The sequence below is a fragment of the Enterobacter cloacae complex sp. P17RS genome, assembly GCF_014895885.1.
Classification (GTDB): domain Bacteria; phylum Pseudomonadota; class Gammaproteobacteria; order Enterobacterales; family Enterobacteriaceae; genus Enterobacter; species Enterobacter bugandensis.
On record NZ_JADBQK010000003.1, the window covers coordinates 415,201 to 441,233 of the forward strand.

At 58.3% G+C, this 26,033-nt stretch carries 20 protein-coding genes; 8 read left to right on the forward strand and 12 right to left on the reverse strand.

What is annotated here, in order from left to right; all coding sequences use genetic code 11:
- Positions 1-30 precede the first annotated feature (30 nt).
- The 7 genes from IM265_RS02915 to IM265_RS02945 are packed head-to-tail and all read right to left on the reverse strand — an operon-like array spanning position 31 to position 11,358.
- Positions 31-2,205: a glycoside hydrolase family 2 TIM barrel-domain containing protein gene (locus tag IM265_RS02915; protein ID WP_193030685.1), complete on the reverse strand. Its 2,175-nt coding sequence runs from the start codon at positions 2,203-2,205 to the stop codon at positions 31-33.
- Positions 2,202-4,868 carry a PAS domain-containing hybrid sensor histidine kinase/response regulator gene (locus tag IM265_RS02920; protein WP_193030683.1) on the reverse strand — a complete coding sequence of 889 codons (2,667 nt, stop codon included), beginning with the start codon at positions 4,866-4,868 and terminating at the stop codon, positions 2,202-2,204. The genes IM265_RS02915 and IM265_RS02920 overlap by 4 nt, the downstream gene beginning before the upstream one ends.
- A gap of 11 nt (positions 4,869-4,879) precedes the next feature.
- Positions 4,880-5,305, reverse strand: a complete 426-nt coding sequence (locus IM265_RS02925) for a hypothetical protein (RefSeq protein WP_028013202.1) — start codon at positions 5,303-5,305, stop codon at positions 4,880-4,882.
- Positions 5,302-6,696: a DUF3131 domain-containing protein gene (locus tag IM265_RS02930; protein WP_193030681.1), complete on the reverse strand. Its 1,395-nt coding sequence runs from the start codon at positions 6,694-6,696 to the stop codon at positions 5,302-5,304. Before IM265_RS02930 ends, IM265_RS02925 begins: the two co-directional genes overlap by 4 nt.
- Positions 6,681-8,228 (reverse strand): DUF3131 domain-containing protein, encoded by a 1,548-nt coding sequence (locus IM265_RS02935; RefSeq protein WP_193030679.1) that lies wholly within the window; start codon positions 8,226-8,228, stop codon positions 6,681-6,683. The genes IM265_RS02930 and IM265_RS02935 overlap by 16 nt, the downstream gene beginning before the upstream one ends.
- On the reverse strand, positions 8,225-9,544 hold the full coding sequence (locus IM265_RS02940; RefSeq protein ID WP_193030677.1) for a DUF3131 domain-containing protein: 1,320 nt from the start codon (positions 9,542-9,544) through the stop codon (positions 8,225-8,227). Before IM265_RS02940 ends, IM265_RS02935 begins: the two co-directional genes overlap by 4 nt.
- Positions 9,541-11,358 carry a glycosyltransferase gene (locus IM265_RS02945; RefSeq protein ID WP_193030675.1) on the reverse strand — a complete coding sequence of 606 codons (1,818 nt, stop codon included), beginning with the start codon at positions 11,356-11,358 and terminating at the stop codon, positions 9,541-9,543. Before IM265_RS02945 ends, IM265_RS02940 begins: the two co-directional genes overlap by 4 nt.
- Before the next feature lie 280 nt (positions 11,359-11,638).
- Here IM265_RS02945 and opgC point away from each other — a divergent pair, with 280 nt between their 5' ends.
- The 5 genes from opgC to IM265_RS02970 are packed head-to-tail and all read left to right on the forward strand — an operon-like array spanning position 11,639 to position 15,745.
- Positions 11,639-12,856, forward strand: a complete 1,218-nt coding sequence (gene opgC / locus IM265_RS02950; RefSeq protein WP_193030673.1) for an OpgC domain-containing protein — start codon at positions 11,639-11,641, stop codon at positions 12,854-12,856.
- An 11-nt stretch (positions 12,857-12,867) separates the two neighbouring features.
- The gene (locus tag IM265_RS02955) at positions 12,868-13,767 is read left to right on the forward strand and encodes a hypothetical protein (RefSeq protein WP_028013196.1); all 900 of its coding nucleotides are present in this window, start codon (positions 12,868-12,870) and stop codon (positions 13,765-13,767) included.
- Between the two features lie 9 nt (positions 13,768-13,776).
- Positions 13,777-14,991 (forward strand): PP2C family protein-serine/threonine phosphatase, encoded by a 1,215-nt coding sequence (locus tag IM265_RS02960; RefSeq protein WP_028013195.1) that lies wholly within the window; start codon positions 13,777-13,779, stop codon positions 14,989-14,991.
- Complete coding sequence (locus IM265_RS02965) at positions 14,981-15,319, forward strand: STAS domain-containing protein (protein WP_028013194.1); 339 nt, start codon at positions 14,981-14,983, stop codon at positions 15,317-15,319. Before IM265_RS02960 ends, IM265_RS02965 begins: the two co-directional genes overlap by 11 nt.
- Positions 15,320-15,745: an ATP-binding protein gene (locus IM265_RS02970; RefSeq protein WP_041909935.1), complete on the forward strand. Its 426-nt coding sequence runs from the start codon at positions 15,320-15,322 to the stop codon at positions 15,743-15,745.
- Between the two features lie 24 nt (positions 15,746-15,769).
- Here IM265_RS02970 and IM265_RS02975 read toward each other — a convergent pair whose 3' ends face one another.
- Positions 15,770-17,257, reverse strand: coding sequence for a UbiD family decarboxylase (locus IM265_RS02975; RefSeq protein ID WP_193030671.1), 1,488 nt, complete (start codon positions 17,255-17,257; stop codon positions 15,770-15,772).
- 113 nt (positions 17,258-17,370) lie between these two features.
- Between IM265_RS02975 and IM265_RS02980 the strand changes: the two genes are divergently transcribed.
- Positions 17,371-18,255: a LysR substrate-binding domain-containing protein gene (locus IM265_RS02980; protein WP_041909939.1), complete on the forward strand. Its 885-nt coding sequence runs from the start codon at positions 17,371-17,373 to the stop codon at positions 18,253-18,255.
- Here IM265_RS02980 and IM265_RS02985 read toward each other — a convergent pair.
- From IM265_RS02985 to IM265_RS03000, 4 genes are all read right to left on the reverse strand, one after another.
- Positions 18,246-19,157, reverse strand: a complete 912-nt coding sequence (locus IM265_RS02985) for a LysR family transcriptional regulator (RefSeq protein ID WP_193030669.1) — start codon at positions 19,155-19,157, stop codon at positions 18,246-18,248. The two genes, IM265_RS02980 and IM265_RS02985, sit on opposite strands and share 10 nt — an antisense overlap.
- A 4-nt stretch (positions 19,158-19,161) precedes the next feature.
- A complete protein-coding gene (locus tag IM265_RS02990; protein WP_193030667.1) occupies positions 19,162-20,148 on the reverse strand; it encodes an MBL fold metallo-hydrolase in 987 nt (328 codons plus the stop codon).
- A 141-nt stretch (positions 20,149-20,289) separates the two neighbouring features.
- Complete coding sequence (locus tag IM265_RS02995) at positions 20,290-21,033, reverse strand: 5'-nucleotidase, lipoprotein e(P4) family (RefSeq protein WP_226839277.1); 744 nt, start codon at positions 21,031-21,033, stop codon at positions 20,290-20,292.
- An 86-nt stretch (positions 21,034-21,119) separates the two neighbouring features.
- Complete coding sequence (locus tag IM265_RS03000) at positions 21,120-21,647, reverse strand: N-acetyltransferase (RefSeq protein ID WP_041909946.1); 528 nt, start codon at positions 21,645-21,647, stop codon at positions 21,120-21,122.
- Positions 21,648-21,779: 132 nt separating this feature from the next.
- Here IM265_RS03000 and treZ point away from each other — a divergent pair, with 132 nt between their 5' ends.
- Together treZ and treY are read left to right on the forward strand one after the other, a co-directional pair.
- A complete protein-coding gene (gene treZ, locus IM265_RS03005) occupies positions 21,780-23,567 on the forward strand; it encodes a malto-oligosyltrehalose trehalohydrolase (RefSeq protein ID WP_193030663.1) in 1,788 nt (595 codons plus the stop codon).
- Entirely contained in the window at positions 23,564-26,032 is a 2,469-nt protein-coding gene (treY, locus tag IM265_RS03010) for a malto-oligosyltrehalose synthase (RefSeq protein WP_193030661.1), read from the forward strand. Before treZ ends, treY begins: the two co-directional genes overlap by 4 nt.
- Position 26,033: the final 1 nt, after the last annotated feature.

Genomic DNA, 26,033 nt, shown 5'->3' on the forward strand with positions numbered 1-26,033 from the left:
GGGAAGCGGCAATTTTCCTTTTCCCCTCGCTCACTTTATGACGGACTCCGTGCGCTGATTTTCACCGACAATTTTTCCCGCGCTGTTTTCAATCGTAAACCGAATCGACACGTCGTCCTGGCCCACGGGCGTAGCCGTCAGCGTTTTGACCATCGTTCCCGAGTCTGCTGCGATCGTCATCGTCGTCGTGCCTTTAGCCAGCACCTTGTCGCGCTGGGTGATGCGCCAGCTCAGACGGCATTCGCGGCACGGTTTCCAGGTGTCGTTGATGGCCCAGAGGCGCACGGTCGCCGCCGCGCCGGATTGCCACTGCGCGGTGACCGGTTCGATGGACGGCAAAACAGGCTGGTACGCGCGCTGGAGCGCGTAAAACCCGGCTTTAGGCTTACGCAGGTAGTCCACCACGCCCCAGTTGATGGAGGGCCAGGTTTCCACAAACATAAAGTGGAACAGGGCCGTCACCGGCTGGTATCGCTGTCGGCGATAGCTTTCGGCCGCAGTGGCCACCAGCTGAGACTGGTACGCCTGGGTATTGCGAATCATCGCCTGAATATTCTTCCCGCGCGGAATACCGGCGAACTTAAAGGTCTGGAAGGGCTGAAAATTATGGTATTTCCAGACGGTCCAGCCGGGATCGTCGGCGGCGGTCGTTTTTGGCCAGAGCGACGCCGCCGGGATGATGGTTTTTAGCGTTGACAGGCGGGGAAGCGCCTGCGCGCCGAACTCGGTAATGATCCCCGTTTTGGCTGGGGCCAGCAGGTCGCGCACGGTGCCAAAGTACCAGCCCGCCCAGTAATGCTCCTCAACGGCGGAGAAGCGGTGCACGATGCGGGAGGTATCTTCGGCAAGCGTATCCGCCACCTTTTGCGTGAGCTCGCGATTCAGATCTTTATTCCAGTCCGGGAAGCGTTTTTCCATCCACGGCGAGTTCCACGGCGGTTCGTTATGCCCGCCCCAGACGATGATGGCGGGGGAATTGCCAAACTGTTCGATCATCTCCCGCGTCTGTCGAACCGCATTTTCCGTGAAAGCCGCACTGTTGTTGTAGCCCCACTGCAGCGGAACATCCTGCCAGATCATCATGCCCATCTCATCGGCCACGTCATACAACGCACGTCCGGCAACGTGTCCGTGCACGCGTATGGCTTTGGCGTTCATGGCTTCCACCAGACGAAGGTCGCGTCGGTATTTTTTTCGCGTCATGGTACCGAGCCAGGGGGAACCGATGTAATTGCTGCCCTTAATAAAAAGGCGCCTGTCGTTTATGAGCCAGCCCTTATTGTCGGGCTGCTCGACTATTTTGCGCAGCCCGGTGCGGGTTACCGTCGTGTCCATTAAGCCGTTTGCATCTCGCAACGCCACGCGAACGGTATACAGGTGGGGTTTCCCCGTGCCGATCGGCCACCACAGCTTTGCCTTCGGCATGGGCAGCGTCACCTGCACGGAATGGGCACCGCTTTCGAGAGTAACCGGAAAGTCAGCCTGATAGAGCCTGCCGCTGAAGTTGGCGGGTGTGGCGGTGAGCCGCACGGTCGCCGGGCCCTGATCGAGCGCGCGGTAGCGAATCTCCGCTTTTAGCGTCGGGCGAGTCAGCCCCTGCGACCAGTCGGGCCGCAGGATGGTCTCATCAAGGGTGGCGCCCCGGCTAAGGTGTAGCCGGACCGGTGCCCAGATGCCGCCCGAGTTAGCGTCCTGTCCTTCCGGCGACCAGGCGCCACCGGGACGCGTGTCATGCTGATTCAGAACCCCCTTCATGGCCGTTTTATGCAAAGGCCAGATCTTGTGCGGATCTTCGTAGGGGCTGTCTACCCTGACGACGAGTCGATTGTGACGTTGTAACGCCGGGCTGGCGTCCAGCGAAAAACGCTGAAAGTAGCCCTCATGCTTGCCCAGCGGCTGGCCGTTCAGGGTCACGTCTGCCAGGTAATCGACGCCGTCAAACACCAGGGTACTCATCACGTCGGGGGGCTGCACGGGCAGGGTAAACGCGTGCTTGTACCACAGCGCGCCCTGATGATCGTACCCGGCGCTGTACCAGTTGGCAGGGACCTGAAGCGGGTGCCAGCCTGATGCGGCAGGATGTGCGCTGTCATTGGCATCCTGAACCTGCCATTCTCCGGCCAGAGACCAACTGACCGGCGCAGAATTCGCCACCGCGTGGGTGGTCAACAGGGCAACGAGCAGCGTGCAGTTGCGAGCGTTCATTTGTTTACCCGGCGCGCGTTGAGCCACGCCATCAGGCGCAGCGATTCCTGGCGAAGATTTTCTTTCAGGGCCGCAAGCTGGCGCCCATCCAGCGTATGTGCGTCGCTTTCCAGCACCTGCAGCTGCTGTGCGAGCGTGCTGAAGTCCAGGGTGACGGCTTCTCCGCGCAGCTTGTGGGCCGCGCGTCGCAGCGCCTCGCGGTCGTTGCTGTCGATCGCCTGGGTAATGGTTTTGATTGCTTCATTTAGCCCTTCGCCAAACAGGGCCAGCAGCTCCTGTACCAGGGTGGGATCGTCAGCACACTGCTTCAGCAGGCGTGCTTCATCCGGAAAACCGGAGGCGTCTTCGTGGTGCTGGAGCACGCGGGCAATCTCTTCAGCGAGACGCTCCTGGCTGATGGGTTTGGCAATATAGCCGTCGAACCCCATGTTCAGGCAGCGCTCTTTATCCCCCTGCATGGCGTGTGCGGTCATGGCGACGGTGGGTTGAGGCGGTCCGGGCCGGGACTGCTCTTCTTCACGAAGCAGGCGAATGGCGGTCTCACCGTCCATCTCTGGCATCTGAAGGTCGATCAGTAAAACGTCCCACGCATCCGCGCGCCAGCGTTCCAGCAGCGCGACGCCATTGTCGACGATCTGACAGCTATGGCCGAGCCGCTCGAGCAGTCGCGCGGCGACCTTCTGGTTGACCAGATTATCTTCAGCCAGCAGGATCCGCAGGCCCGTGGCTGCAGGCGAGGCGACAGGCGCGGGCGTGCTTTCACCCACGGGTGCTGGTGAACGTTCAAACGCGGCGGCAATCGCCTGATGTAATTCATCCTGGGCGATAGGCTTATGCAGATAGTTCTTGATTCCGATCCGCTTCAGCATATTGATATCAAAATGTCGGCTCATGGAGCTCAGCATGATGATATGACTTTCAGCAACCTGCGGCAGAACCGAAAGCTCAAGGGCCAGAGACACGCCGTCCATATCCGGCATCTGCGCGTCCAGCAGGATCAGGGGCCACGCTGTTCCCGTTCTAACCCGATCAATGGCCTCGCTGGCGTTGTTAACGCAGGTGGGTTTCAGTCCCATCTGGCTGAGCATCGCGGCCAGCAGCCGCAGGTTGGTCGCGTTATCATCAACCACCAGTACGGGTTCACCGTTAAAGCGCTGGCTATGTGGGCGCTCTCCGGGCGCAAGGGGCTGCGCCGCCAGCGACAGCGAGAACGAAAATTCGCTTCCTTTTCCCGGCTCGCTGGAGACCGTTAATTCGCCCCCCATGGCCGCAACCAGTCTTGCCGAGATGGTTAGTCCGAGCCCCGTACCGCCATAGCGGCGGGTGGTTGAGTTGTCCGCCTGGCTGAAGGCTTCAAAAATGGCCTTCTGCTTATCTGCCGGTATGCCAATGCCGCTGTCGCGCACGCGAAAACGCCATCGATTCGCGCTATCGCCGGGCTCAACCACCAGGATAACTTCTCCCTGATGGGTAAATTTCAGCGCGTTGCCCAGCAGATTGGTCAGGATTTGCCGCAGCCGCGCGCCGTCAACCAGCAGCACGTCGGGAACGTCGGGCGCAATATCAACCAGCAGCTCGATGCCTTTTTCGCTCGCCCCCGGCATGTGCGGGCGAATGAGCGACTGAATAAAGGGGCGGACAGGTACGGGTTCCGACTCCAGCTCCACTTTGCCGGCTTCAATTCGGGAAAAGTCGAGAATATCGTTGATGATATGCAGCAGAGACTGGGCAGAGCTCATCACCAGGGTCAGATAGTCGCGCTGATCGGCACTGAGAGACGTATCCAGGCACAGCTGGGTCATGCCAATAATGCCGTTCATCGGGGTACGAATTTCATGGCTCATATTCGCCAGAAACGCGCTTTTTGCCTCATTGGCTTTTTGTGCCTCAATGGCCGAGGCGAACGCCTGAATTTCAGCCTCTTTGCGCCGCGTAATATCCTGCAGCGTGCCAATAACGCGCTCTGCGTTTCCCTCAATGGAGAGCGTAACCACCTGGCCGGACAGCAGCATCCAGCGCAGCCCTTCGGTAGGGTGATGCACGCGAATTTCACATTCAAAGACCGGACGATGATCCTGCTTCGAAGCGTGCAGCGCCTTGCGTAGCGCTGCGCGATCGTCCTCGTGGACCTGATTGAGGAGAAAACGCACCGGATATCGCCACTGTGTGCGCGACTGGCCCAGCATGGCAAGCAGGGTATCGTTGACCTGGAGCGTGTCGCCGGAAACCTGCCAGTCCCAGATCCCGATATGAATGGATTCCGCCGTCAGCAGAAAGTCGTCATGCAGCTGGTGGCGCGCGCGCTGCGCTTCATCCAGCTCCGTAACATCGCTGTGCAGGCTGACAATACCACCGTCCGCAAGCCGCTGATGCTGGACGAAGATCCGCCGCTGGCCCGCCTGGCGCACCTCGCAGTGTTTATCCTGCCGACAGTTGCGCACGATCGACTCACGCAGCGTCTGCCGCAGGCCAGGGTCGACGTTGTAAACGGCATCGATAAAGCGTTCCGCCAGCGCCTCAAGTGTCGTTCCCACCTTCAGCCACGGGGTTATGACCGGATAAAACAGGGCCACGTTGTGATTCCAGGCCTGCAGGCGTTCCTCGCGGTCATAAATCATGACGGCGGCCGGCAGCGCGTTAAGATCGTACGTGAATGAACTCATCGTGATTCCCCCTACGCGCGGTAGTGCAGTTCTGCCTGTCGGCGAAGGTATTCCAGCCCGGGCGCGATCGCCATGGCCCAGGCGGTGAGGATCTCATCGTCGCACTGCGGATCGCGCAGGCTCACCGCGTTCAACATCGCTTCGCGCCAAAGGGCAAAAAACCGCGGGGGAAGGTGGAGGCCGTCGTCGCTTTGCTCCCGCGCCAGGCGCTCGAGAAAATCAGGGACGATCAGGGCGCCGTCGACCGCAAGCATGGCGAAGAAGCTTTTAAACAGGGTCTGCTGGCCCTCCCGATCCGGCAGACGAGAAAAATGTGCCTCGGTTTCGGGTGACATATGGACGAAGGCGTCATAGAACGTCTGAAAAAACGCGGTTTTTTCATTATTCGGAAAGACGCGGTTCAGACTGGATTCAAACAGATCGCGATAGAACTTCACGGCGTCCTCCTTATGGTGCTTTCGCCCGGCAGACAGTGCCCGATGGGCGTGTATTGCTCCGCCAGGCGGCGTGAGAAGTAGCTCTCTTTCTTCGACCGACGCACGTCAAACAGAGGCCCGGCGTTGTGTTTAAAGAAAAGGGCTTCCAGCACCGTGGCGTTGGTCGAGAGGGTTAAGGCAGCGTTGGTATCGCCCGTGGCTTCCTGACGGCCTTCATACCAGCCTTTCTGCGGATCGTTAAGGTGTTGGGTGACCGTCATCAGCACGTCGGTGTACGGGGTGTCCCACAGGGCCCACAGGGCAAAAACCGCTTTAGTCGATACCTGTGCGAAACGGGTGTAGTCCCGGCCATCGTCTCCGACAGAGTTCCAGGCATAGCCATTTCCCCAGACGGTATCCTGGATATGCCAGGGCGCCTGAGAGAGCGTGAAATCTGCCCTGGCCGTCATGATTTTATCGGTCTCCCAGCGGGTCTTCTGGCTCAGCCAGACGTTTTCGGCCTGCTTGCGCAGACGCTGTTGCAGATCGGCCGCAACGCCGTCTGGCTCCCAGCCAAACTCCAGGCCCGGCAGCATATAGGGAAGGGTGGTAATCAGAGAGGGCTGCCACGTGGTGCGCGGATCGCGGGCATCGACGGCCAGACGCCGCTGGGCGATGATGACGTGGTGCGCCGGGGGCGTAAACGCTTTATCGGGGGAGAATCCCCACAGCTGAAACGCCGTCGCGGCATATTCACTTTCGCCCAGCCGCAGTTCCTCCCGCACGACCGGCTGACCGTTTTGCAGGGAAGAGGACCATAGCTCGCCTTCGCTATCGATGACGGGGCAGAAATTCCAGCGCAGGATAATTTTATCCAGGTATTCGCTGTACTGCGGCTCCCGCTCTGCGGTAAGGCGCAGGGCGAGCATCAGACGCGCCATGTCGCGCGCGGACCAGCCGTTTTTGCTGGGCTTGCCGCTAAAGTCGACTGGCGTCGCAGTCTGGCTGGAATAGAGTCGACCCGGCGTTCGGGCATCGGTCAGCATCAGGCGGTTAAGGGTGCCCATGAGACGGGTTAAGCGAGCGTCATACTCGGCGTCCTCAATCAGCCCCAGCTCTTTTGCCGCCAGCAGGGCGATAAGCGTATCGCCCATTTGCCAGAGCGTGACGCGGGGCTGTTTGTCGCTCCCGTTGACCAGGCCCGTTTGCGGCTGGGTATTATTGACGAAATAGCGCCAGGCGATCGTCGCCCACGTCTGCTCTTCCGGCGTCAGGGCGGCGATACGCGCGCTGGAGTGCCAGCCGCCGTGGATTAGCCAGCGCCAGCCTGCTCCCTGATGGCCAAACAGGGCAAAGATGACCCCGCCTGCAAGGAGTAATCCCGCGAGCCCTCTGGCTAAGGTTTTAAGCATTGCGCAGTCACCGGAGGCAGTTTAACGGGCTCGTCCACGCTGCATGACGCGCACTGACAGGCCTGACAGGCGGGTTTGGTACGCTGCTTGACGCCGGTCCGGTCGCACCAGCTTTTTATGTCCGGTGTGCTGCTAAGGAACGGACGGCTGCGCAGCGCGTTGTTCTCTTCAAACTGATCGAGCAGCTTGCGATCCCACAGCGACGGGGCAAAATCCTTGCTCTTTGGGTTGTCGGTGTTGAAGGCCAGCAGTTTTCCCTCTTTCTTGAACAGCAGGGCTTCCAGCATGATGCCGTTATTGTTCGCGGTGAACTCTTTGATCGGGCCGTCACCGTTTTCATACAGCCCTTCGTAGTAGCCTTTTCCCTCTTCGTTGGCATTCTCAATCGTATTCAGCAGGCGGTCGGTATAGGGGGAGTTCCACAGCACCCACATGCCCAGCGCCGCCTTCAGCGATATCGCGGCAGCGTTGGGGACGAACTGGCCTTTATCGGTAATGGTGTTCCAGTTGTATCCGTCGCTGAAGACGGTGTCATAGACGAAGTAAGGGGCCTTATCGAGCTGGTGCTCGGAGCGCGCGGTGAGGACGCCGGTAATGGTATAGCGGTTCTCCTGAGCCTGATAAACACGGTCAGCAAAGTTTTTCATCCACGTCAGGGAGTAGTCGCGCGGGGCGTTATCCCGGTCGGTCGGTTTATCAAAGCCGAACTCCAGCCCGTAGAGCAGGTAGGATTCCGTCACCACGTAGTTATGCTGCGACGTGTTGCGCGGGTCGCGCGTATCGTACGGGACCAGCACGCAGTAGATTTCGGCCAGCTCGTAAGGCTGCGGACGGCTGGCTTTACAGGTATTAAACCCCCAAAGCTGGAACCCGGCCGCGCCGTACTCTTCATAGCCCAGCCGACCTTCCTGAACGTACTTCGGCTGGCCGTTCTCGAGATAGGCCCCGTACAGCGTGCCGCAGGGGTCGATCGCGTGGCTGAAATCCCAGCCGAGCACCACGTTATCAATGCTGTTGCCGTATTCCGGATAGCGCTCTTTGACGATTTTCAGCCAGACCAGCATTCGCCCGATATCCAGCGCCGAGAAGCCAATTTCGCCGGGCTTGTTGGTGTAGTCCACCTTCTGGGCGCTGATGGTGTTATAGGCCTTGTTGGGCAGCTCGTTGCGGAACAGTACCAGGGTGTTTAACGTGGCGAGAAATTTCAGCATCCGGCGGTCAAATTCCGCTTTATCAATGATCCCGAGCTCGCGCGCCGCCGTCAGGGCGGCCAGATAGGAGGCGCTGTCCCACATGGTGGTGGAGGGAAATTTGTTTACCGCATTTACCAGGCCCGTCGTGGGCTGATAGTTAGTGACGAAATACTGCCAGGCGTTTTTCGCGATGGTCATCTCTCGGGCCGTCAGCTCGCCGCTGCGCGGGGAGTAACCTGATGCAGGAAGCTCGGTGTCCGCACGCACGGTCGATAACGCCAGCCAGCAGATCGTTATTCCCGTGAGCAGGTGGAAAAGGATCGGGGATCGTGGCTTCATGGCGTTGCTCCTGCTGAGGGGGAAGTGTAGAGGCAGGCCAGACAGAGCATCTGACCATGCGCGATGTAAGACAGACTTTCCAGCACAATGGCATTGGTATCGGCGTCCACGACGGCATTGACGCTGTTGTTGAGATTTAATCCGCGCTGCCAGCCTTTACCCGGTACCTGAAGCGGCAGAACCTGCTGGCGCAGCGCTTCGCTCCAGCTGTTGCGGAACAGAGCATACCAGGCAAACGCGGTGCGGGTGGAGGTAATTGCCACTTTCTCCGGCACCTCGTCGCGCAGGTTGCGCGCCTGTACCGGCTGCCGGTTCGGCAGATCGTTGACGTAATCCGGCGCCGGTTCGGCGTAATCCGTGCTGACAGGGGGTTTTGGGCTGCGCAGGCTATGACGTCGCTGCTGGATCTGCATAATCCGCCACGCAATCTCAGCGCTCTGCGCGTCAAAGCCCAGTTCAAGGCCGGTTAACAGGTAGGGGAGACTGATCAGGGAGGTTTGCTTGCCCCAGGGCGTGCGTAGCCCTTCATCCGGCACCATCACGCCGTCCAGATCGATCATCTTTTGCCCTTCAGGCGGGTTGGTTACCGCGATGCCTGCCGCGCTGTCAATCAGGCGCAGCGTATGGCTGGCATAGAGACGGTAGCCAAAGCTGTCCCGCTGTTCGTCATCGGTCAGCGTCCAGTGATGGAGCGGCACGGCCGCCTGGCTTTGGACGTTATGTTCAATCAGAGTGCCTGTGTTCCAGAGGCTGAAGAGATCGTGGATAGCCGCCGCGTGCTGAGGATAGCGCCACAGGAGGGTCTGAAGCGCCGTCAGCAGGCGGCTAAGCCCAATTGCCGAGGCGTCGGGTTTGCCGAGGATTTTCAGGGTGTCGGCATGGTAATACGCGGCCGGGAGGCCTCGCTCGTTGAGCGGCAGCTGCCCCAGCGCGAACAGGGCCGTACCGATCCTCTCGTCGAACTCATCGGCGGAAATAATGTTGAGCTGCTCTGCGGCAGCGGTCGCAAACAGGTAGCTTCCCACGCTCCAGAGGCTCAGCCAGGGTTCACCGTCGCTGGCATTCGGCAGGCCGTTTGGCTGGGTATTATTCACGTAGTATTGCCAGGCGACCCGCGCCCAGATGGCTTCGTCATAGGTCAGGGCGCGCTTCGCAGGCAGCGGCGGGAAGTCTTTGCTGAGCGCGATGCCGCCGCTGCTTTCCACGCGCGTGGGCATCTGTTTCTCCACCCAGACCACAATGGCAAAGCCGAGCAGGAACCCGAGCAAAATGGTGAGGTAGCTGCGCGCGGGCAGCAGGGCATCACGTATCCTCATTGGGTGACCTCATCCTCTTCGGCGGGCGTCCACATGGCCGCGAAAATCAGCGGCAGCATGGCGGCGATGTTCACCCCTCCCCAGAAAATATTGATGACGTAGCCGGAGGGGTCGTCCACCTGTCCACGCGCCACCTGAATACCGCCCCAGATAAGCCCTGCGAGGGTCAGCACCACAATGGCAATCTGCGGCTTCACCAGGTAGAGAAAACGGCCCGTCTGCCGCTCTTTTGGCGTGACGTGAAATTTGATCTGCTCGCCCCGCAGCACGGTATTGAGCGCGCGCAGGTTCATGGAAAAGAAGGAGAGGTAAGAGGCCCTGCCGTCCCAGGCCGAGATCCCCCATGTCCCGAACATAAACGCCAGTTCAGAGAAGATAAAAAAGGGGAGAAAGTGGAGATAGAACGGCGTCGACCATGCGGATACCGGCGGAATGCCGGTGAACAGATAGATAATGGGCGAAATCAAAAATACCGTGTTCCACACGCAGGCCATGTAAGACCAGAAGGTGGTGGCATACATCAGCGTCTGAGGGAGGGAAAGCCGGAAGCGGCGACGGCTGAAGATATTGTCATGGAACAAAATATCCAGCGAGCCGGCGGCGTATTTAAAGCGCTGGATCATCCAGGTCAGCATATCCTGCGGAGAGAGCATCTTCGACTCCACCCGCGGATGCATGACCGAGCGCCAGCGTCGCGCGGCGTCACCGTGCAGCAGCACCGAGGTGTAAATATCTTCGGAGACGTGAAATTTGTAGGGGGTGAGCTCGGTGTCAAACGCCACGTGCGGGCGCATCGCCTCCTGCAGCGCTTCGCGGGTTTCTTCATCGCGGATGTCGCGGGTGTGGCGATGGATCTCCTCTTCGACGGACCAGACGTAGCTTCTCAGCGCGGCCTGCATGACCGCCTCCCGCCGGTGGATGGAGGCCGCGCCGCAGCAGAAAGCCGCGTTAGCCCAGTTGCGCCGCCGCAGGATCACGTCATAGAACATGCGCGGATCGTTAAAAAACGGGTCGCGGCCTACGGTGACCGGGCCAACACACTTTTGAATCAGCCAGCCCAGACCATAGCCCACTTTTCCGGCTTTTCGCTGGCCCCAGCGTGAAAGATTTTCTCCTTCCGGAAGGTCAAAGAACCACTGCGGCGTCTGCACCCAGGCCACGTCCGGATCGCGAAAATAGCCCAGCGTATGGCTGAGCAGGGTGGGAAATACGCGGGTATCGGCGTCGCAGATAACAATGAAATCACCGTCGGTTTGCTCAAGACCGTTGCGCAGGTTGCCGGCCTTAAAGCCGATGTTGGTCTGGCGGCTGATATAGTTAATGCCTTCCTCGTCGCAGACGGCTTTCATCTCCGGGCGGCGGCCGTCATCAAGCACGTGGATCCGGTAGTCAATCGGGTACGGGTAGGCCATCTTCAGGGCGTCGCGAATGGACAGCCTGACCAGCTCGGTGTCTTCCGAGTAGGTGGCAATGAACAAATCCACTTTAACAGGACGAGATTCTACGGCCTCTTCCGGAAACAGGCATTCGTTAATTTCGCCGGGGGGCGGACACTGGGGGGGATCCTGTTCTTTCCATAAGTTGATGGTAAACAGCACGGTCCCTATCCACGCCAGCGTTTCGGCGAGGACCAGCGGTATGGCATACCATAATGCGTCAGTATTCAGGGAGGCGGTCCAGCGCCAGTAAATATAATTTGCACCCAGAATAAGTGCCGCGACCGCTAATACCTGCCAGGTCATCATGACCCAACGCGGTGTTGTTAACGGTTCCGGAGGACGACGATGTTCAAAACGGGAAAAATAAAAATCCATAGTTCCGGCGTTCCTGATTCCGTGAAAATGCAGACCCATTCTGCTGCGCAGACAGTTGCCCAAAAGCGAAAGAAAATAGCGAGTAAACAAGATTTAAGATAAGTGTAGAACGCCGAATAAAAGTGTCCAGCGTCGTTTTTATTAATATGAAGTGGTGATTAATTTGGATTTAATTCTGCTTAATATGTTTCATCTGCCGGTTATAAATTGCAGTTACTATTCCTTTAGACTATCTACTTTATTTAGACCTTAATTTTCGTTTTCAGGCAAAGGACACCCTATGAGCCATGTTGCGCCGTCGATTGCGCAAGAAGATGACGCTAAATCAATAACATGGAGGTATTCCGTTGCAGGTGCCCGTGACCTGAGAATTGACTTTATGCGCGGCATTGCCCTCGTCATGATGGTCGTGGCGCATACGGAGGTGATGTCGATATTTAATATATTCTCCTGGGAGCGTTTTGGGTTAACAACAGGTGCAGAAGGCTTTGTCATTCTCTCCGGGTTTATGCTGGGAATGCTGAATCGCGCGCGTCTGCAAAAAGTGGTTTTGCTTACGGTTTCCTGGGGGCTTTATCTCAGGGCATGGAAAATATATCGCGTAAATATCATTATCATAGTGTCGTTTATTCTGCTGGCCTATATCCCACATATTAACGTTTTCCAGGTCACCCATTTTACCGACCGCTTTTCGGGTCAAAGTTGGTCGCTTTATCCTGTGACGCCGCAAATTAAAGAGACCTGGTTCAACATTATTCTCTATTTGCAGATCGGCCCCCACCAGACGCAAATTCTCGGACTGTATATCTTTTTGCTGCTACTCAGCCCGCTATTTTTAGGGATGCTGCAGAAAGGAAAAGTCTGGTGGCTGTTAGGGCTGTCGCTGCTGGTGTACAGCCTGTGGCAGCGGTGGCCGCTCCGGCTGACGCCGTCGGAATTCGAATTTGCCTTCCCGCTGCTCGCCTGGCAGTTCATCTTTGTGCTGGGCATGGCCAGCGGCTGGTATAAAGCCGAACTGCTCTCGTTCGCCCGGACGCCCCCGGGCAAAGGGGTGGTGGTGGCGCTGGTCATGGTGTCACTGGTGCTGGGATTTGTTGCCCAGAACCATACCAACCCGTTTATGCCACCCGCGCTGCTGATGCACGTCATCCCGCCTGACAGCTTCAATTCGTTTTATCACACCTGGGCGGCGAAGAATGGGCTGGGCCCGGTGCGGGTATTGAACGATATCGCCCTGATGGTCACCGTCTATCTGGTGCTGACGTATTGCTGGACGCCGCTCAACCGCCTGCTGGGATGGTTCCTGATCCCGCTAGGGCAGCACTCGCTCTATACCTTTATTTTGCATGTGTACGTGGTGCTGCTGGTGAGTCAGTTCATCACCTTCGATTTATGGCGTCACGCCTGGATAGAGAACACGTTAGTGCATGCGGCGGCACTGGGTATTTTGTGGCTGATGGCAAAATACGACGTCGGCGCACGCTGGATACCTAACTAAGGATGGCGGTTATGCGCGAAAAATGGCTTCTGGCGGGCGTGCTGCTCGCCGCGATACCCGCCGCGGAGGCGGCGCAAAGCAGTGATAAAGAAACCCTGCGCGATAAGAACGGTGAACCCGTTCAGGCAGGCGTTTTTACCAGCCGTTGGGGGCGCCTGTTCTCGGGTAACGACAAGAAATTCTCAGGTGCGCTGAGCTTTAGCTCGGGACTGAAAGAGCAGTGGATGAGCATTCCTAACAGTTCAGACACCGCCACGGAAAAGAAAAAGATTAACCAGACGCTGAATCTCAGCCTTCAGTATTCCCCCTACAGCTTCTGGTTTGCCAACATTACGTCCCGACTGCCGGTCAGAGACACCAGCCGCTATACCGCCGATTTTCGCTACAGCTTCGGCTACGATGACTGGCACGCCAACACCGTGAGTCTGGTTTACAGCAACTACGGCGATAACCATTTCTGGACATCGGGCAGCCGACGACACACCTATTTCGAACAGGGCGCCTTCACGCTGGCCTATAAGTTTTCGCTACCGAAACCGGTTGAAAACACGCTCCTGATTAATAAAGGGGATTCCATCATTTGCCAGGTCGGGTACAGCTGGGTACCGCGCTACTACGACCTCAGCAGCGATGACATCCGCAAAAATAAAAACGTCATGCTCGGCGGCTGCGGCTACACCTTCAAACAACATTTCTTCGTTCGCGCGACGGCATTCTGGTTCCCTGACAGCAGCCAGCAGCAGCCCTGGAACGGCGATTACAGCTACAGCTTCGGTTATGCCGGCTATACGCCGGGTTCGTTCTCCATCCAGTACGCGAATTATGCAGGAACGCGCTATCCGGGGCACGGCAACGGGAATGCAAAATTCAGGGAAGGGACCGTGAGCCTCATCTGGTTCTTACCGCTTTAGGAGGGATGTATGTCGGCGCTGCACGTGTTAATCGTTGAAGATTCGCTGATTTATCGTCGGTTACTCTCCCGAATGCTCACCCAGTGGGGATATATCGTGAGCGAGGCGGAAAACGGTGTCGACGCGCTGGAAATCTTGTCCAGCCAGCCGGTCAGCATGGTGATAAGCGACTGGGAAATGCCGGAAATGGACGGACTGACGCTGTGTCAGACCATCCGCAACCGTCAGTTTGGCCGCTACGTGTATATCATCCTGTTGACGGCCCGCGAGAATGCCGGGGACGTGACGCAGGGGTTTGATGCCGGAGCGGATGATTTTTTGAGTAAGCCCGTTGAGCAGGCTGAACTGCGGGCGCGGCTCCATGCCGGGGTCCGTATTCTTACGCTGGAGGCGACCCTCGCGGCGCACAACAAGCGCCTGAGTGAAGCGTTGCATCAGATTGAAAAAGATCTGGAACTGGCTGCGCGCGTTCAGCACTCGGTGCTGCCTTCACGCCGCTTACGCTATGGCGACTACTTCTCCGACTGGCTTTTCCTGCCGTCAGCCTGGGTTTCGGGCGATGTGTTCAATATTTTCCCTCTGGATTCACATCTGGGATTCTATTGCGTTGATGTCTCGGGTCACGGCGTGGGGGCCGCGATGATGTCCCTCGCGGTGGCTCGCCAGTTTTTACATGGCCGGGTGGTGGATCGCTTTCTGTTTACCGAAGAGGGGGGGATTCAGTCACCTGCGGAGGTTGTCAGGATGTTGAACAGCCGCTTTTGCAGTGAAGAGAGCGACATCACCAGTTATTTCACGCTCATTTACGGCGTGATCGATCCAGAGACTGGTGAAGGGTGGCTGTGCCAGGCCGGGCATCCTACTCCCTTCATTGTGAATGCGGACAGCGCCGTCACGTCCGTGGGCGATGGCGGACCGCCGGTCGGGCTAATCCCGGATCTGAGCTGGGAAGACGTCGCGTTTACTCTCCATCCGGGGGATCGCTTATGCTTATTCAGTGACGGTATTACCGAGTGTGAGAACGTCAGCGGCGAGCAGTTTGGCCCGCAACGTCTCGAACGCTGGCTTCATGAGCATGCCCGGCTCCCCGTTGACCAGCTCCTGCCGCGGTTCGGTGACCACCTGACCGGCTGGCGCAATGCAAATCGTGATGAACCGATCGCCTTAACCGATGACGTGTCACTGCTCGTGATTGAGCGTCAGGGAGAACAGAATGATAATTAACACCGAACGATTACCGCATGCCAACATTCTCACGCCCGCGGTCCGACGGCTGGACGCCTCCGTTGCTGCGACGTTTAAAGCGTCCGTGACGGAGGAAATCGGCAGCGATCGTAAAGCCTTAATCGTCGACTTTAGCAAAGTGGATTTCATCGACAGCAGCGGGCTGGGGATGCTGGTGTCGTTGTTTAAGCTGATGAACGGGAAAGGCGACATGGCGCTGTGCTCTCTGAACCCCGGGATCATGAACATGTTCACCCTGACCCGAATGGATCGCATCTTCCGTATCTATCCGGATAAACATAGCGCGCTTGCACAGCTGGGGCAGTAGATGCAGAGGCCAGAGCATGCTGAATTTCCGGCGGCGATCGCGTCCCTGACGCCGCTGTCCGACTGGCTGAGAGACAGGCTGAGCGCGCTTCCCGTCGATGACGAGTGGCGTTTCGCCTTCGATCTCGCCGTTTGTGAAGTGGCAACGAATATCATCCGCTACGCGCTTCATGAGGATAATTCGTGCGTCTTTAGCGTACAGTTCGCCATCCGCGGCAATGACGTCTGCCTTGTTTTTACCGACGCGGGTGACGCGTTCCCGCAGGAGCGTCTTGAGATCGCCCGGCGAGACCGTTTCTGCGAAATGTCGCCGCTGCTGGAGAGCGGCAGGGGGCTGATGCTCATATTGCTGAGCGTCGATCGTTTCACTGTTGAACGCGTGGCGGGTGAAAATATCGCCACGCTTGAAAAGAAAATACGCGTATGACCTGCGGGCCATACGCGCGTGATTTTATTTCTTATCGGCAAACAGCTCCGGCGCCCACGGACGTGGATCCACTTCCATAAACGGCGCGCGCTCGAAGCGGTCCTTCAGCGCCCACGGCACCGTGCAGTCGAAGATCGTCTTGCAGGAAATGCCGTTGCCGCGAATCGAGGTGCTGTAATCCGGCGACTGGGACGGATCCAGCTGGTGGCCGCGGATCCCCGGAATATTGGTGATGCTCACATCGCCCTGCATGCGCGTCGTCATCGCCCACAGGATGTCGTCGCTGTCGAAAATATCCACGTCTTCGTCGACAAGAATAATGTTTTTCAGCTCCGAATAGGTGGCTAAGGCGATGAGCGCCGCCTGGCCCTGGCGTCCTTCGTCTGACGGCTGGCGTTTTTTCACCTGCAATATGCCGAGGAACTTACCGCCGCCCGCGGTATGGGCATAGACGTTTTGCAGGAAGCCCGGAATTGCCTCTTCAACGGCATTACGGATGCTGGCCTCGGTCGGCAGTCCGGCCAGCGTGGCATGTTCTTCCCCCGGTCCCACCAGCGTCTGCAGGATCGCGTGGTTGCGCATGGTCACGGCTTTTACTTTGATCACCGGCAGGGAGGGATTCGCCTCACCGCAGTAGCCCGGAAACTCCGGCATCGCGTGGCCAGTGTTGGTATGCTGATCCTCTCTTACGCGCACGCCCGGAAGCAGTTCGCCTTCGATGATGATTTCCGCCCGTGCGATGGCTTTCTCTTTGACCGCCACGCCCTGCACCAGCTCGACCGGCTGCTGGCGCAGCGCCCCGGCAACGCCCAGCTCGTTGTAGCCAAACGGCGTGGTAGGGGCCTCAAAGCATGCGCCGATATAGATGGCGGGGTCGAGACCCATGTTGATCGTCACCGGCAGCGGTTTTCCGGCATCCTCCGCTTTTTTACGGAAGACTTCGATATGTCGCCCGGCGGCAAGGAACATGGAAAGCTCGTCGCGCTCCTGCACGCAGAGGCGGTGAATGGTGACATCCGTCAGCGAACTGTCTTCCGGATCGCTTGCCAGCACCAGCCCCAGGCAGAAAAACGGACCGGCATCAATTGGCGTATTGGTCGGTGCCGGAAGCAATTTGCGAAGATCGAAGTCAGGATCGTCAGCGTAGAAGACCTGTTCCTGGCAGGGGGCCTGCGAGGCCGGAACGACAACCGGTGCGACCGGCTTTTTCACCGCATGGCCAACGTGTTTTGCCAGTTCAGACGGTTCGCAGCCTAACAGCAGCGCCGCGCGCTCGCGGCTGGCGTGCATGCCCACCAGAATGCGGGAGCCCGGATAGCCCTTAACGCTATTGAACATCATGGCCGGACCCGTGCGGGTCGGACGTTTGACCGTGCCGCCTGCGCCGATATGGCGATAGACGCCCGCCAGTTCCGCGTTGGGATCGACCGGATGATCGGTTTCAATATACTGCCCTTCGTGGCGCTGCAGTAAGGCGATGGCGCTGCGGAGATCGTTGACTTGGTTTTCCATATTTTCCTCCCTCGGTTGAATACCTCCATTTTTATGGCAAAGACCAATAGCATCAATTTCATCGTTTCTGTTAAATTGATAAGTAAATTTATATCAATACAGGGAGACGTCTCGTGCAGTTTCGTCAGATGCGCCACTTCATTGTCGTTGCCGAAGAGCTCCACATGCACCGGGCCGCCGAGCGTCTAAACATCGCCCAACCGGCGCTGAGCCAGCAGATAAAGGCGCTGGAAGAACGTTTAGGCGTCACGCTTTTCAGCCGGGCGAACCGCCGCTTAACCCTGACGCCCGCGGGCGAAGCGTTTCTGGTCAAAGCCCGGCTTGCCATCTCGTTGACCGAGCAGGCGGTGCTGGATGCCAGACAAACGGCACGGGGCGAGCAGGGGGAGTTAAACCTGGGGTGCGTGTCGAGTGCGATGTTTGACGGCAGGCTACCCGCCGCGCTGCGCCAGATGCATAGCCGCTGGCCGGCCATTACCATGTCCCTGATGACGGGAAATGTGCAGACGCTCTACGCCGCCGTGCAGAGCAACCAGCTGGACGTGGCCATCATCCGCGCGCCGCTGCCGTCGCTGCCTGACGATCTGCAAAGCCGGCCGTTCACCTCGGAGAAAACGGTGCTGGCGCTCTCTCGTCAGCATCCGCTCGCCGGATCGTCCGCGCTGACGCTTTCGTCGGTGAAAGACGAAAAATGGATCTCGCTGCGCGATCCGGAGGGAATGGGGCTGGAGCAGTACTTCTATGACGCCTGCAGCGGGGCGGGCTTTCAGCCGGACGTGGTGCAAAATGCGACCGACGTGCCCACGGTGATAAGCCTTGTTGCGGCCGGATTTGGGCTGGCGCTGCTGCCCGCGTCGGCAAAGGCAGTGAGCGTTGAGAATGTCGTCTACGTGGACATCCTCGACCGGCTGCGGGAGAGCGAACTCACCCTGGTTTGCCACCGGATTATTCGTTCAGAAGTGCTTAAAAAGTTTCTGGTCACGCTCGATCACACCTGACGTCCGGCAGCCCGCAGCAGTTGCCCGCGCAGCCAGGCGTTCGCCGGATCCTGGCTGTTTTTCGGGTGCCAGTACATGTTGATGGTAATCGGCTGGAGCGGCAGCGGCGGTGGAAAAATATCCAGCGTGCTGGCAAACTGCTTCAGCATCCGTTCCGGCAGGGTACATACCAGGTCGGTACCGGCAACCAGCGCAGGCGCCATAGCGTAGCTCTGGGTGGACATGGCAACGTGTCGCTGATAGCCCAGCCCGGCGAGGGTTTGGTCGACAAATCCGGTAAAGGGATCTCCCGCCGACGACACCACCAGATGGGAAAGCGCGCAGTAACTTTCCAAATCTAACGGACCTGTTCCACGCGGATGAGCTTTGCGCTGGGCGGTGGCAAACGCGTCGTCGAGAAGTTTGCGCCTCACCCATCCGTCATGGGCGCCCGCGCTCACGCCGATGTAGATATCCACATCACCGTTTTCCAGCTGCTGCGGCAGGTCTACCATCTCCGGCAGGGCGAAGCGCAGGCGGATGCCGGGGGCATCGGTACTCACCTGGTTAAGCAGCGCGGTGCCGAGCATCAGCGCCGGGTTTTCATGCAGCGCGATAACAAATGTCCGGCTGCTGGTTTGCGCCTCAAACGTGGTGGGGGCGAACATCGCGTGGATGCCGCGTAGCACGCTTTCAACCTGTGGCCTCAACGCCTCCGCTCTCGGCGTGGGTAACACCCCACGTCCATGTGGGGAGGGAATAAACAGCGGCTCGCCAAAGAGCGTGCGCAGACGCGCCAGGCGGGCAGACAGCGCGGGCTGGCTGATGCCCAGCCGCGTGGCCGCATGAGTGATGTTCCTGTCCTTAAGCAGGGCGTCCAGCGCCAGGAGCAGGTCGATGTCCATGTCAGATATACGCGACATCACTCTACTTCGCGCCGCTGGCGTCCCGGTTGGTATAGGTGACAGGGACCCAGGCATAGCCGCCTTTCTCACCTTTCGTCACATAGCCGATGCCCGGGAAAGGCAGATGGGGCGCGGCAATAAGGTCTTTATTTTTCACAAAGTCAGCGAACGCATGCTCGCGTACGCTTGCCGCTTTGTTCTCATCTTCATCGTAGGTGATGGTCACCGCAGGCTGCGGGAACTGGACCGCCGCTGCGTGAATGATGTCGCCGACAAAGGTGATCTTCTCGCCTTTACTTGTCAGCGTGTAGAAGGCCGATCCCGGCGTGTGTCCGGGGTGAACCGTGCCGGTCAGCCCCGGAAGAATCTGCGATGTGCCGCTAAACGGCACCACTTTACCCGCGTCAAGATAGGGTTTTAAGGTCTTCTGTGCGACATCGAAGTAGTTCTTGCCGTAGCCGGTTTTCTTCTGATTGTCGTCGTTAAAGAAAAAGTCGATGTCCGGTTTGCCAACGAAAACGCGCGCGTTGCTGAACACAACTTTTCCATCCTTCACCAGGCCACCGGCATGATCGGAGTGGGCGTGGGTTAGCAAGACTTCAGTAATGTCCTCGGGTTTGATCCCCTGGGTGGCGAGGCTCTCAATCAGACGTCCGCCGTTGCCGGGGCCAAAGAGCTGGCCGGAACCGGTATCCACCAGGATTTTGTGTCCGGGCATCGCAATCAGGAAGGCGTTGATGGACACTTCCGCCGGGTTGGTCTGAAAGTTTTTCGCGAGCAGTGCATCAATGTTCTGCGGCGTTGTCCGGACCAGCAGCTTGTGCAGATCCTGCGCAACGGTCCCGTCCGTAAACGACGTTACCAGAACGTCACCGACCTGCACGCTGTAACCGCCCGCTGGTTGCTTAACGACGTGCTGCGGCGTTTCTGCCGAGGCCTGCAGCGCAGGGTAGAACAGCAATGAACTGGAAATCAGCGTGGAAAGAGCAAGTTTTTTCACGGTAAGCATACGAGTCTCCTTTGAAAGTGCTCATCTTACTGCTCCGTAAAATTATAAGAACCTGCTCAGAAATGATAGGACCTATAAACGAGATAAATAGCACAGCGCAACAGCCGGGTGGTGGTGAAGCCTTTCCCGGCCCGTAAAGCGTTATTTTTTCAGCGGTGCGTTCCAGCTATCCAGCGTGGCCCTGGACCAGGCACCATAAGCGGCATTTGGGAGCACAATCCAGTCGTTGCCGAAGTGTTCCGCGCTGGCTTCAACCAGCTCACGCTGCTGCTCGCTCGGTTTTTTGTTTTTGAACTGTACGGCGAAGTCCGGCAGGCTGTCGCCGAACAGCATCAAGATCTGCTGCTTTTTGAGGATGCTCTGACGGCGCTCTTCCTTGCTGACCGTATCCAGCAGCACGCTTTCGTCAGATACCTGCGGCAGGCCGAGAGCGTTTAACGTCTTCAGCGTGTCGGCTTTGTTTTCCTGCATACGGTCCGAGACATAGTAGATACGGACCTTGCTTTGATTCACGTGGTCAAGAAACGCCTTCGCTCCCGGGATTAAGCCGGGTTTTCCCTGTTTTTCCCAGTCGCTCCAGGTATCCCATTTCGTATAGTCGTGACACTGCGCCATGTCGCGCACCAGCAGAGGGGTGTTATCCAGCACCGTTTCATCCAGGTCCATCACCACGGCGTAATTTTCAGGTGTTTTCAGATCTTTTAATTTTTCGTTGAAACGCTCGGTGGCAAACCGATACGTCTGCAGCTGAAGGGCCAGAATCTCAGCCGATTTCTGCTGATAGCGCAGCGCCATTTCGTACGCTTTGGGTTCACACAGCTCGCGCTCAGCGGCCGTCGCCGCTGCACTCAAAACGGGTAATGCCAGCAGTAATGCCTTAGCCATTGAATTCACACTTCTTTCCTCAACACCGTGGTTAAAATCCCGAAAGCGTAATGAAGTTCAATGACAGAAATATGAAGGCAGCGTCGCTACACCAGCATGTAATACCAGAACAGGGCGACCTCGTCTTTTTCCGGTAAGGCGTTGTAGAGATAACGATCGTACCCGCCCAGGGTGAACCCGTAGTTACGGTAAAACAGACAGGCAGAGACGTTCACATTTTGTGTTTCAAGCCGTAATCCCGGCGCGTTTACGCTGCGGGCCCACACGTGCGCGGCAGCCATTAATTTTTGCGCGGCGCCGGTTCTGCGTCTGGTGCGATCAACGGCAATATAATCCACTGAAATAAATTTATTCCAGCCGATTGATGCGGTAATAAATCCGGCTAATTCACCGTCATCGGTTTCCGCAACAAGAAATATGGCGTCCGGATTAACGCAATGGTTTTCAAGCGTTTGGATGTCGAGTTCGTAGGTTTTTATCCAGGGCTCGGCGACGGCTTCAATATGCAAATCACAATGGATAAAGGGCTCTCGCGCAATGTGGCTAATGGTGAAAGAAAAGTCACAACATTCAAGACGGACGAGGTCCGTATTTAATCCTTTTCGAATCTGCATAGTATTCCCGATAGTGAGTTATTTCATAAAGAATAGACGACGCGGTTAAATCCGCTGATCTCACGCACTTGTGATCCTGAACTAAGCTTGTACTTCGTTCCGCGTAAAATGTGGGTCATTCGAGGACAATGAATGGAATTCAGGACATTTCAAAAGCAGTGGGGTGCTGAGTTTATTTCCGATGACGTGGTACGTTTTCGCGTCTGGGCAGAAGGACAGAAAGAACTTACGCTACGTCTGGCCGCCACCGACGTGCCGATGACGGCAACCGGCAACGGCTGGTTTCAGGCGGACGTCCCCGGCGTCATGCACGGTGCAGAGTATCAGTTTGTCCTGCAGGACGGCATGGCGGTACCCGACCCGGCATCGCGCGCGCAAAAGGGCGACGTTAATGGGCCATCGGTTGTTATCAATCCCCGACGCTATCAGCCGGTTAACCGGGACTGGGCAGGGCGGCCGTGGGAAGAGACGGTCATTTACGAGCTGCACGTCGGCACCTTTACCCCGGAGGGCACCTTCCGGGCGGCCATCGACAAGCTGCCCTATCTGGCGGAGCTCGGTATCACCCAGCTTGAAGTGATGCCCGTTTCCCAGTTTGGCGGAACCCGCGGCTGGGGCTACGACGGCGTGCTGCTGTATGCCCCGCACGCTGCCTACGGTACGCCGGAGGATTTTCACGCGTTTATCGACGCCGCGCACGGGCTCGGGCTTTCCGTGGTGCTGGATATCGTGCTCAACCACTTCGGCCCGGAGGGGAATTATCTCCCTCTGCTGTCGCCCGCGTTTTTTGATGCGGATCGAATGACGCCGTGGGGCAACGGCATCGCTTACGAGCGCGAGCCGGTGAGGCAGTACATCACCGACGCACCGCTCTACTGGCTGACGGAGTACCGTCTGGACGGCCTGCGCTTTGATGCCATCGACCAGATTAAAGACAGCTCCGGGACGCACATTCTGGAGGAGATTGCCGCGAAGATCCGCGAGGCGATCCCGCACCGTCACGTTCACCTGACAACGGAAGACAGCCGCAACGTGATTTTCCTGCATCCGCGCGATGAACAGGGCAACACGCCGCTGTTCACCGCCGAGTGGAATGATGACTTTCACAATGCTGCCCACGTGTTTGCCACCGGCGAAACGCACGCCTACTACCAGGATTTTGCGTGTGAGCCGGAGAAAAAGTTCGCCCGTGCGCTGGCGGAAGGGTTTGTCTACCAGGGCGAGATTTCGCTGCAAACCGGGGAATCTCGCGGGGTGGAGTGCCGTACCCAGCCGCCGCAGTTCTTCGTCGATTTCATTCAAAACCACGATCAGACCGGGAATCGCGCCCAGGGGGAGCGTCTTATCACCCTCGCGGGGGCCGACAGAACGCGGGTGCTGCTTGCCGCGCTGCTGCTTTCTCCCCATATCCCGCTGCTGTTTATGGGCGAGGAGTATGGTGAAACTCACCCGTTCCTGTTCTTCACCGATTTTCACGGCGACCTGGCAAAAGCGGTGCGGGAAGGGCGCGCGAAAGAGTTTACCGGCCACGCCGGGCACGATGAAGCCGTCCCGGACCCGAACGACGTTAACACCTTCGTTCGCTCAAAGCTCGACTGGCATAAGATTGCTACCGACGAAGGGAAAACGTGGCTGCGCTTCACCCGCCACCTGCTGACGTTGCGCCATCGCTATATCGTTCCGCTTCTGCATCAGGGCGGCATCGTTGAAGGCAAGGCGATCGAGACCGCGCCCGGCATGGTGGCGGTGAGCTGGCGCTTCCCGTCCGGGACGCTCTCTCTGGCGCTCAATATTGCCCCTAAGCCTGTCGACGTGCCCGCGCTCGCAGGGGAGACGCGCTTCGCCTGGCCGGAGGTAAACGACGTTTTGCCGCCGAACAGTATTGTCGTTCGCTTTGCTGATGGAGACGCATCGTTATGATCCCTTCCGCCACGTACCGTATTCAGTTCCGCAACGGCATGACGTTTGACCGCGCTGTCGAGCTGGTGCCGTATCTGAAAGACCTCGGCATCAGCCACCTCTACGCCTCGCCCGTGTTTACCGCCACAACGGGTTCCACCCACGGCTATGACGTGACCAACCCGAATGAAATTGACCCCGCGATTGGCGGTCGGGAAGGGTTTGACCGCATGGCCGCGGCGCTCAGGCAGGCTGGCATGGGCTTGATTCTGGATATTGTCCCGAACCATATGTCCACCTCGCTGGAAAACGCCTGGTGGCGGGACGTGATTGAATATGGCCAGCAGAGCCGCTATTTCCGCTATTTCGATATCGACGCGTCGCGCCCGCTTACGCTGCCATTTCTCGGCGACACCTTTGAGGCGGAGCTGGAGAAGGGTGCCATTACGTTAAAACGTGACCCTGTCACGAATAAAGCCTCTCTGGTCTATTACGACACGGCGTACCCGCTTAATCCGGGCACGTACAGCGAGGATAAAAGCATCGCCGAACTGCATGAGGCGCAGAGCTGGCGGCTGATGTCCTGGCGGGAAGCGCCGAAGCAGCTCTCATGGCGGCGCTTCTTCGAGATCACCGGTCTTGTAGGCGTACGGGTTGAAGACGAGGTGGTCTTTGACGATACGCACCGTCTCATTCTTGAGCTGGTTCACGCGGGCGTGGTTGACGGCCTGCGCATTGACCATATTGACGGTCTGGCCGATCCGCTGGGTTATTTGCAGAAGCTGCGGCAGGCAGCCGGACCTGACTGTTACATCACGGTCGAAAAAATTCTCGCGAAGGGAGAGCAGCTCCCCACCGACTGGCCGGTTTCCGGCACCACCGGCTACGAGTTTATCGCCTCGCTGGCGGAGGTGCTGGTCGACGACGATAACCTCTCGCGCCTGGAGACAATCCACGACGAGACGCTGGGCGTCACGGTCGATCGCCACGCCGAACTGCGCGATGCCAAGGGTCTGATGACCGATCGTAATTTTGAGGGCGAGTTCACCACGCTGCTAAACCTTGCGGACGATCTGGCCCGCCGCAATGACGTTGCGCTGCCCCGCGAGGAGATCCGCCACGCGCTGCGCGAGTTGCTTATCGCTTTTCCGGTGTACCGCACCTACGGCACTCGCGAAGGATTAACCCCACCTGACGTGGCGCTGCTTAGCCGCGTGGTCGCCGGCGTAAATACGTCCGAAGCGGCCCTGAGCCTGATTGTCCGCATTCTTACCGGCGATCTGCCGGAAGATTGCCGCGACTGCGCCGCGCTTTTCAGAACCCGCTTCCAGCAGCTGACCGGGCCGCTGATGGCGAAGTCGGTGGAAGATACGCTGTTTTTCCGTCTGAACCTTGAGCTTGCGCTCAATGAAGTGGGCGCTGACCCGACGCCGCGCGCGTTCTCGTTATCCCGCTTTCACCAGGAGATGCGCATTCGTCTCGCCCGTCAGCCCGACGCGCTGCTGGGCACCTCCACGCACGATACCAAGCGCGGAGAAGATGCCCGGGCGCGGCTCTACACCCTGACGGAGGCGCCGGAACGCTGGGGAGAAAATCTCGCCCGCTGGCGGCAGATGAACCAGACCCAGGTGCGTTTTCTCAACGACGGCACCGCGCCGAACGCCGCCGATACCTGGATGATCTATCAGGCGCTGGCGGGCGTCTGGCCCGCCACGCTGTCGCCTGACGATGCCGAAGGGCTTGCATCGCTGGAGACGCGTTTCCTCGGCTTCCTTGAGAAAGCGCTTCGCGAGGCGAAGCAGCGCACCGACTGGATCGACAGCAACGAGAGCTATGAGAGCGTGGTGCTGAGCTATGCGCGGCATCTGCTTTCCCCGGATAACGCCCCGTTCCTGCACGATTTCAGCGAGGCGATGCAGCCCTTTATCCGCGCCGGGCTGATGAACAGCCTCAGCCAGACGGTCATCAAGCTGACGGCGCCCGGCGTGCCGGATATCTATCAGGGCAGCGAGGCGCTCAACTTTAGCCTCGTCGACCCGGATAACCGGCGGGAGCCGGACTTCAACGCGCTGATGCGAAACCTCAGTGCGGCGGATGCTTCAGTGTTTGAACACCCGGCCTGCTGGCGGGAAGGCAGGGTAAAGCAGTTTGTCACCGCCACGCTGCTGCGGCTTCGACCGCATTACGACGCGCTTTTCCGCTACGGCGACTGGCTGCCGCTCAAGGTTTCCGGCGAGCGCGAGGAGAACCTGATTGTCTATGCGCGCGTTAAAGACGAGGAGGCGCTGATCGTTGCCGTGCCGCGTCTGGTTTTTGGCATCACCGATAATCATCAGCTGTGGGTCAATACCACGGTAGCGATACCCGACGAACTGGCCGGGAAGCGCTATCGGGATCTGTTCAGCGGTGAAAGCCGCATTCTGCAAGAGACGCTGGATTTAACGTCAGAAAAGGGATGTGTACTGGTTCTGCTTACCTGCGAATAAT

Excerpts from the sequence above, each read along its gene's own strand:
- IM265_RS02915 (WP_193030685.1), bottom strand. The coding sequence starts at position 2,205 with ATGAACGCTCGCAACTGCACGCTGCTCGTTGCCCTGTTGACCACCCAC.
- IM265_RS02920 (WP_193030683.1), bottom strand. The coding sequence starts at position 4,868 with ATGAGTTCATTCACGTACGATCTTAACGCGCTGCCGGCCGCCGTCATG.
- IM265_RS02930 (WP_193030681.1), bottom strand. The coding sequence starts at position 6,696 with ATGCTTAAAACCTTAGCCAGAGGGCTCGCGGGATTACTCCTTGCAGGC.
- IM265_RS02935 (WP_193030679.1), bottom strand. The coding sequence starts at position 8,228 with ATGAAGCCACGATCCCCGATCCTTTTCCACCTGCTCACGGGAATAACG.
- IM265_RS02940 (WP_193030677.1), bottom strand. The coding sequence starts at position 9,544 with ATGAGGATACGTGATGCCCTGCTGCCCGCGCGCAGCTACCTCACCATT.
- IM265_RS02945 (WP_193030675.1), bottom strand. The coding sequence starts at position 11,358 with ATGGATTTTTATTTTTCCCGTTTTGAACATCGTCGTCCTCCGGAACCG.
- opgC (WP_193030673.1), top strand. The coding sequence starts at position 11,639 with ATGAGCCATGTTGCGCCGTCGATTGCGCAAGAAGATGACGCTAAATCA.
- IM265_RS02955 (WP_028013196.1), top strand. The coding sequence starts at position 12,868 with ATGCGCGAAAAATGGCTTCTGGCGGGCGTGCTGCTCGCCGCGATACCC.
- IM265_RS02960 (WP_028013195.1), top strand. The coding sequence starts at position 13,777 with ATGTCGGCGCTGCACGTGTTAATCGTTGAAGATTCGCTGATTTATCGT.
- IM265_RS02965 (WP_028013194.1), top strand. The coding sequence starts at position 14,981 with ATGATAATTAACACCGAACGATTACCGCATGCCAACATTCTCACGCCC.
- IM265_RS02970 (WP_041909935.1), top strand. The coding sequence starts at position 15,320 with ATGCAGAGGCCAGAGCATGCTGAATTTCCGGCGGCGATCGCGTCCCTG.
- IM265_RS02975 (WP_193030671.1), bottom strand. The coding sequence starts at position 17,257 with ATGGAAAACCAAGTCAACGATCTCCGCAGCGCCATCGCCTTACTGCAG.
- IM265_RS02985 (WP_193030669.1), bottom strand. The coding sequence starts at position 19,157 with ATGTCGCGTATATCTGACATGGACATCGACCTGCTCCTGGCGCTGGAC.
- IM265_RS02990 (WP_193030667.1), bottom strand. The coding sequence starts at position 20,148 with ATGCTTACCGTGAAAAAACTTGCTCTTTCCACGCTGATTTCCAGTTCA.
- IM265_RS02995 (WP_226839277.1), bottom strand. The coding sequence starts at position 21,033 with ATGGCTAAGGCATTACTGCTGGCATTACCCGTTTTGAGTGCAGCGGCG.
- IM265_RS03000 (WP_041909946.1), bottom strand. The coding sequence starts at position 21,647 with ATGCAGATTCGAAAAGGATTAAATACGGACCTCGTCCGTCTTGAATGT.
- treZ (WP_193030663.1), top strand. The coding sequence starts at position 21,780 with ATGGAATTCAGGACATTTCAAAAGCAGTGGGGTGCTGAGTTTATTTCC.
- treY (WP_193030661.1), top strand. The coding sequence starts at position 23,564 with ATGATCCCTTCCGCCACGTACCGTATTCAGTTCCGCAACGGCATGACG.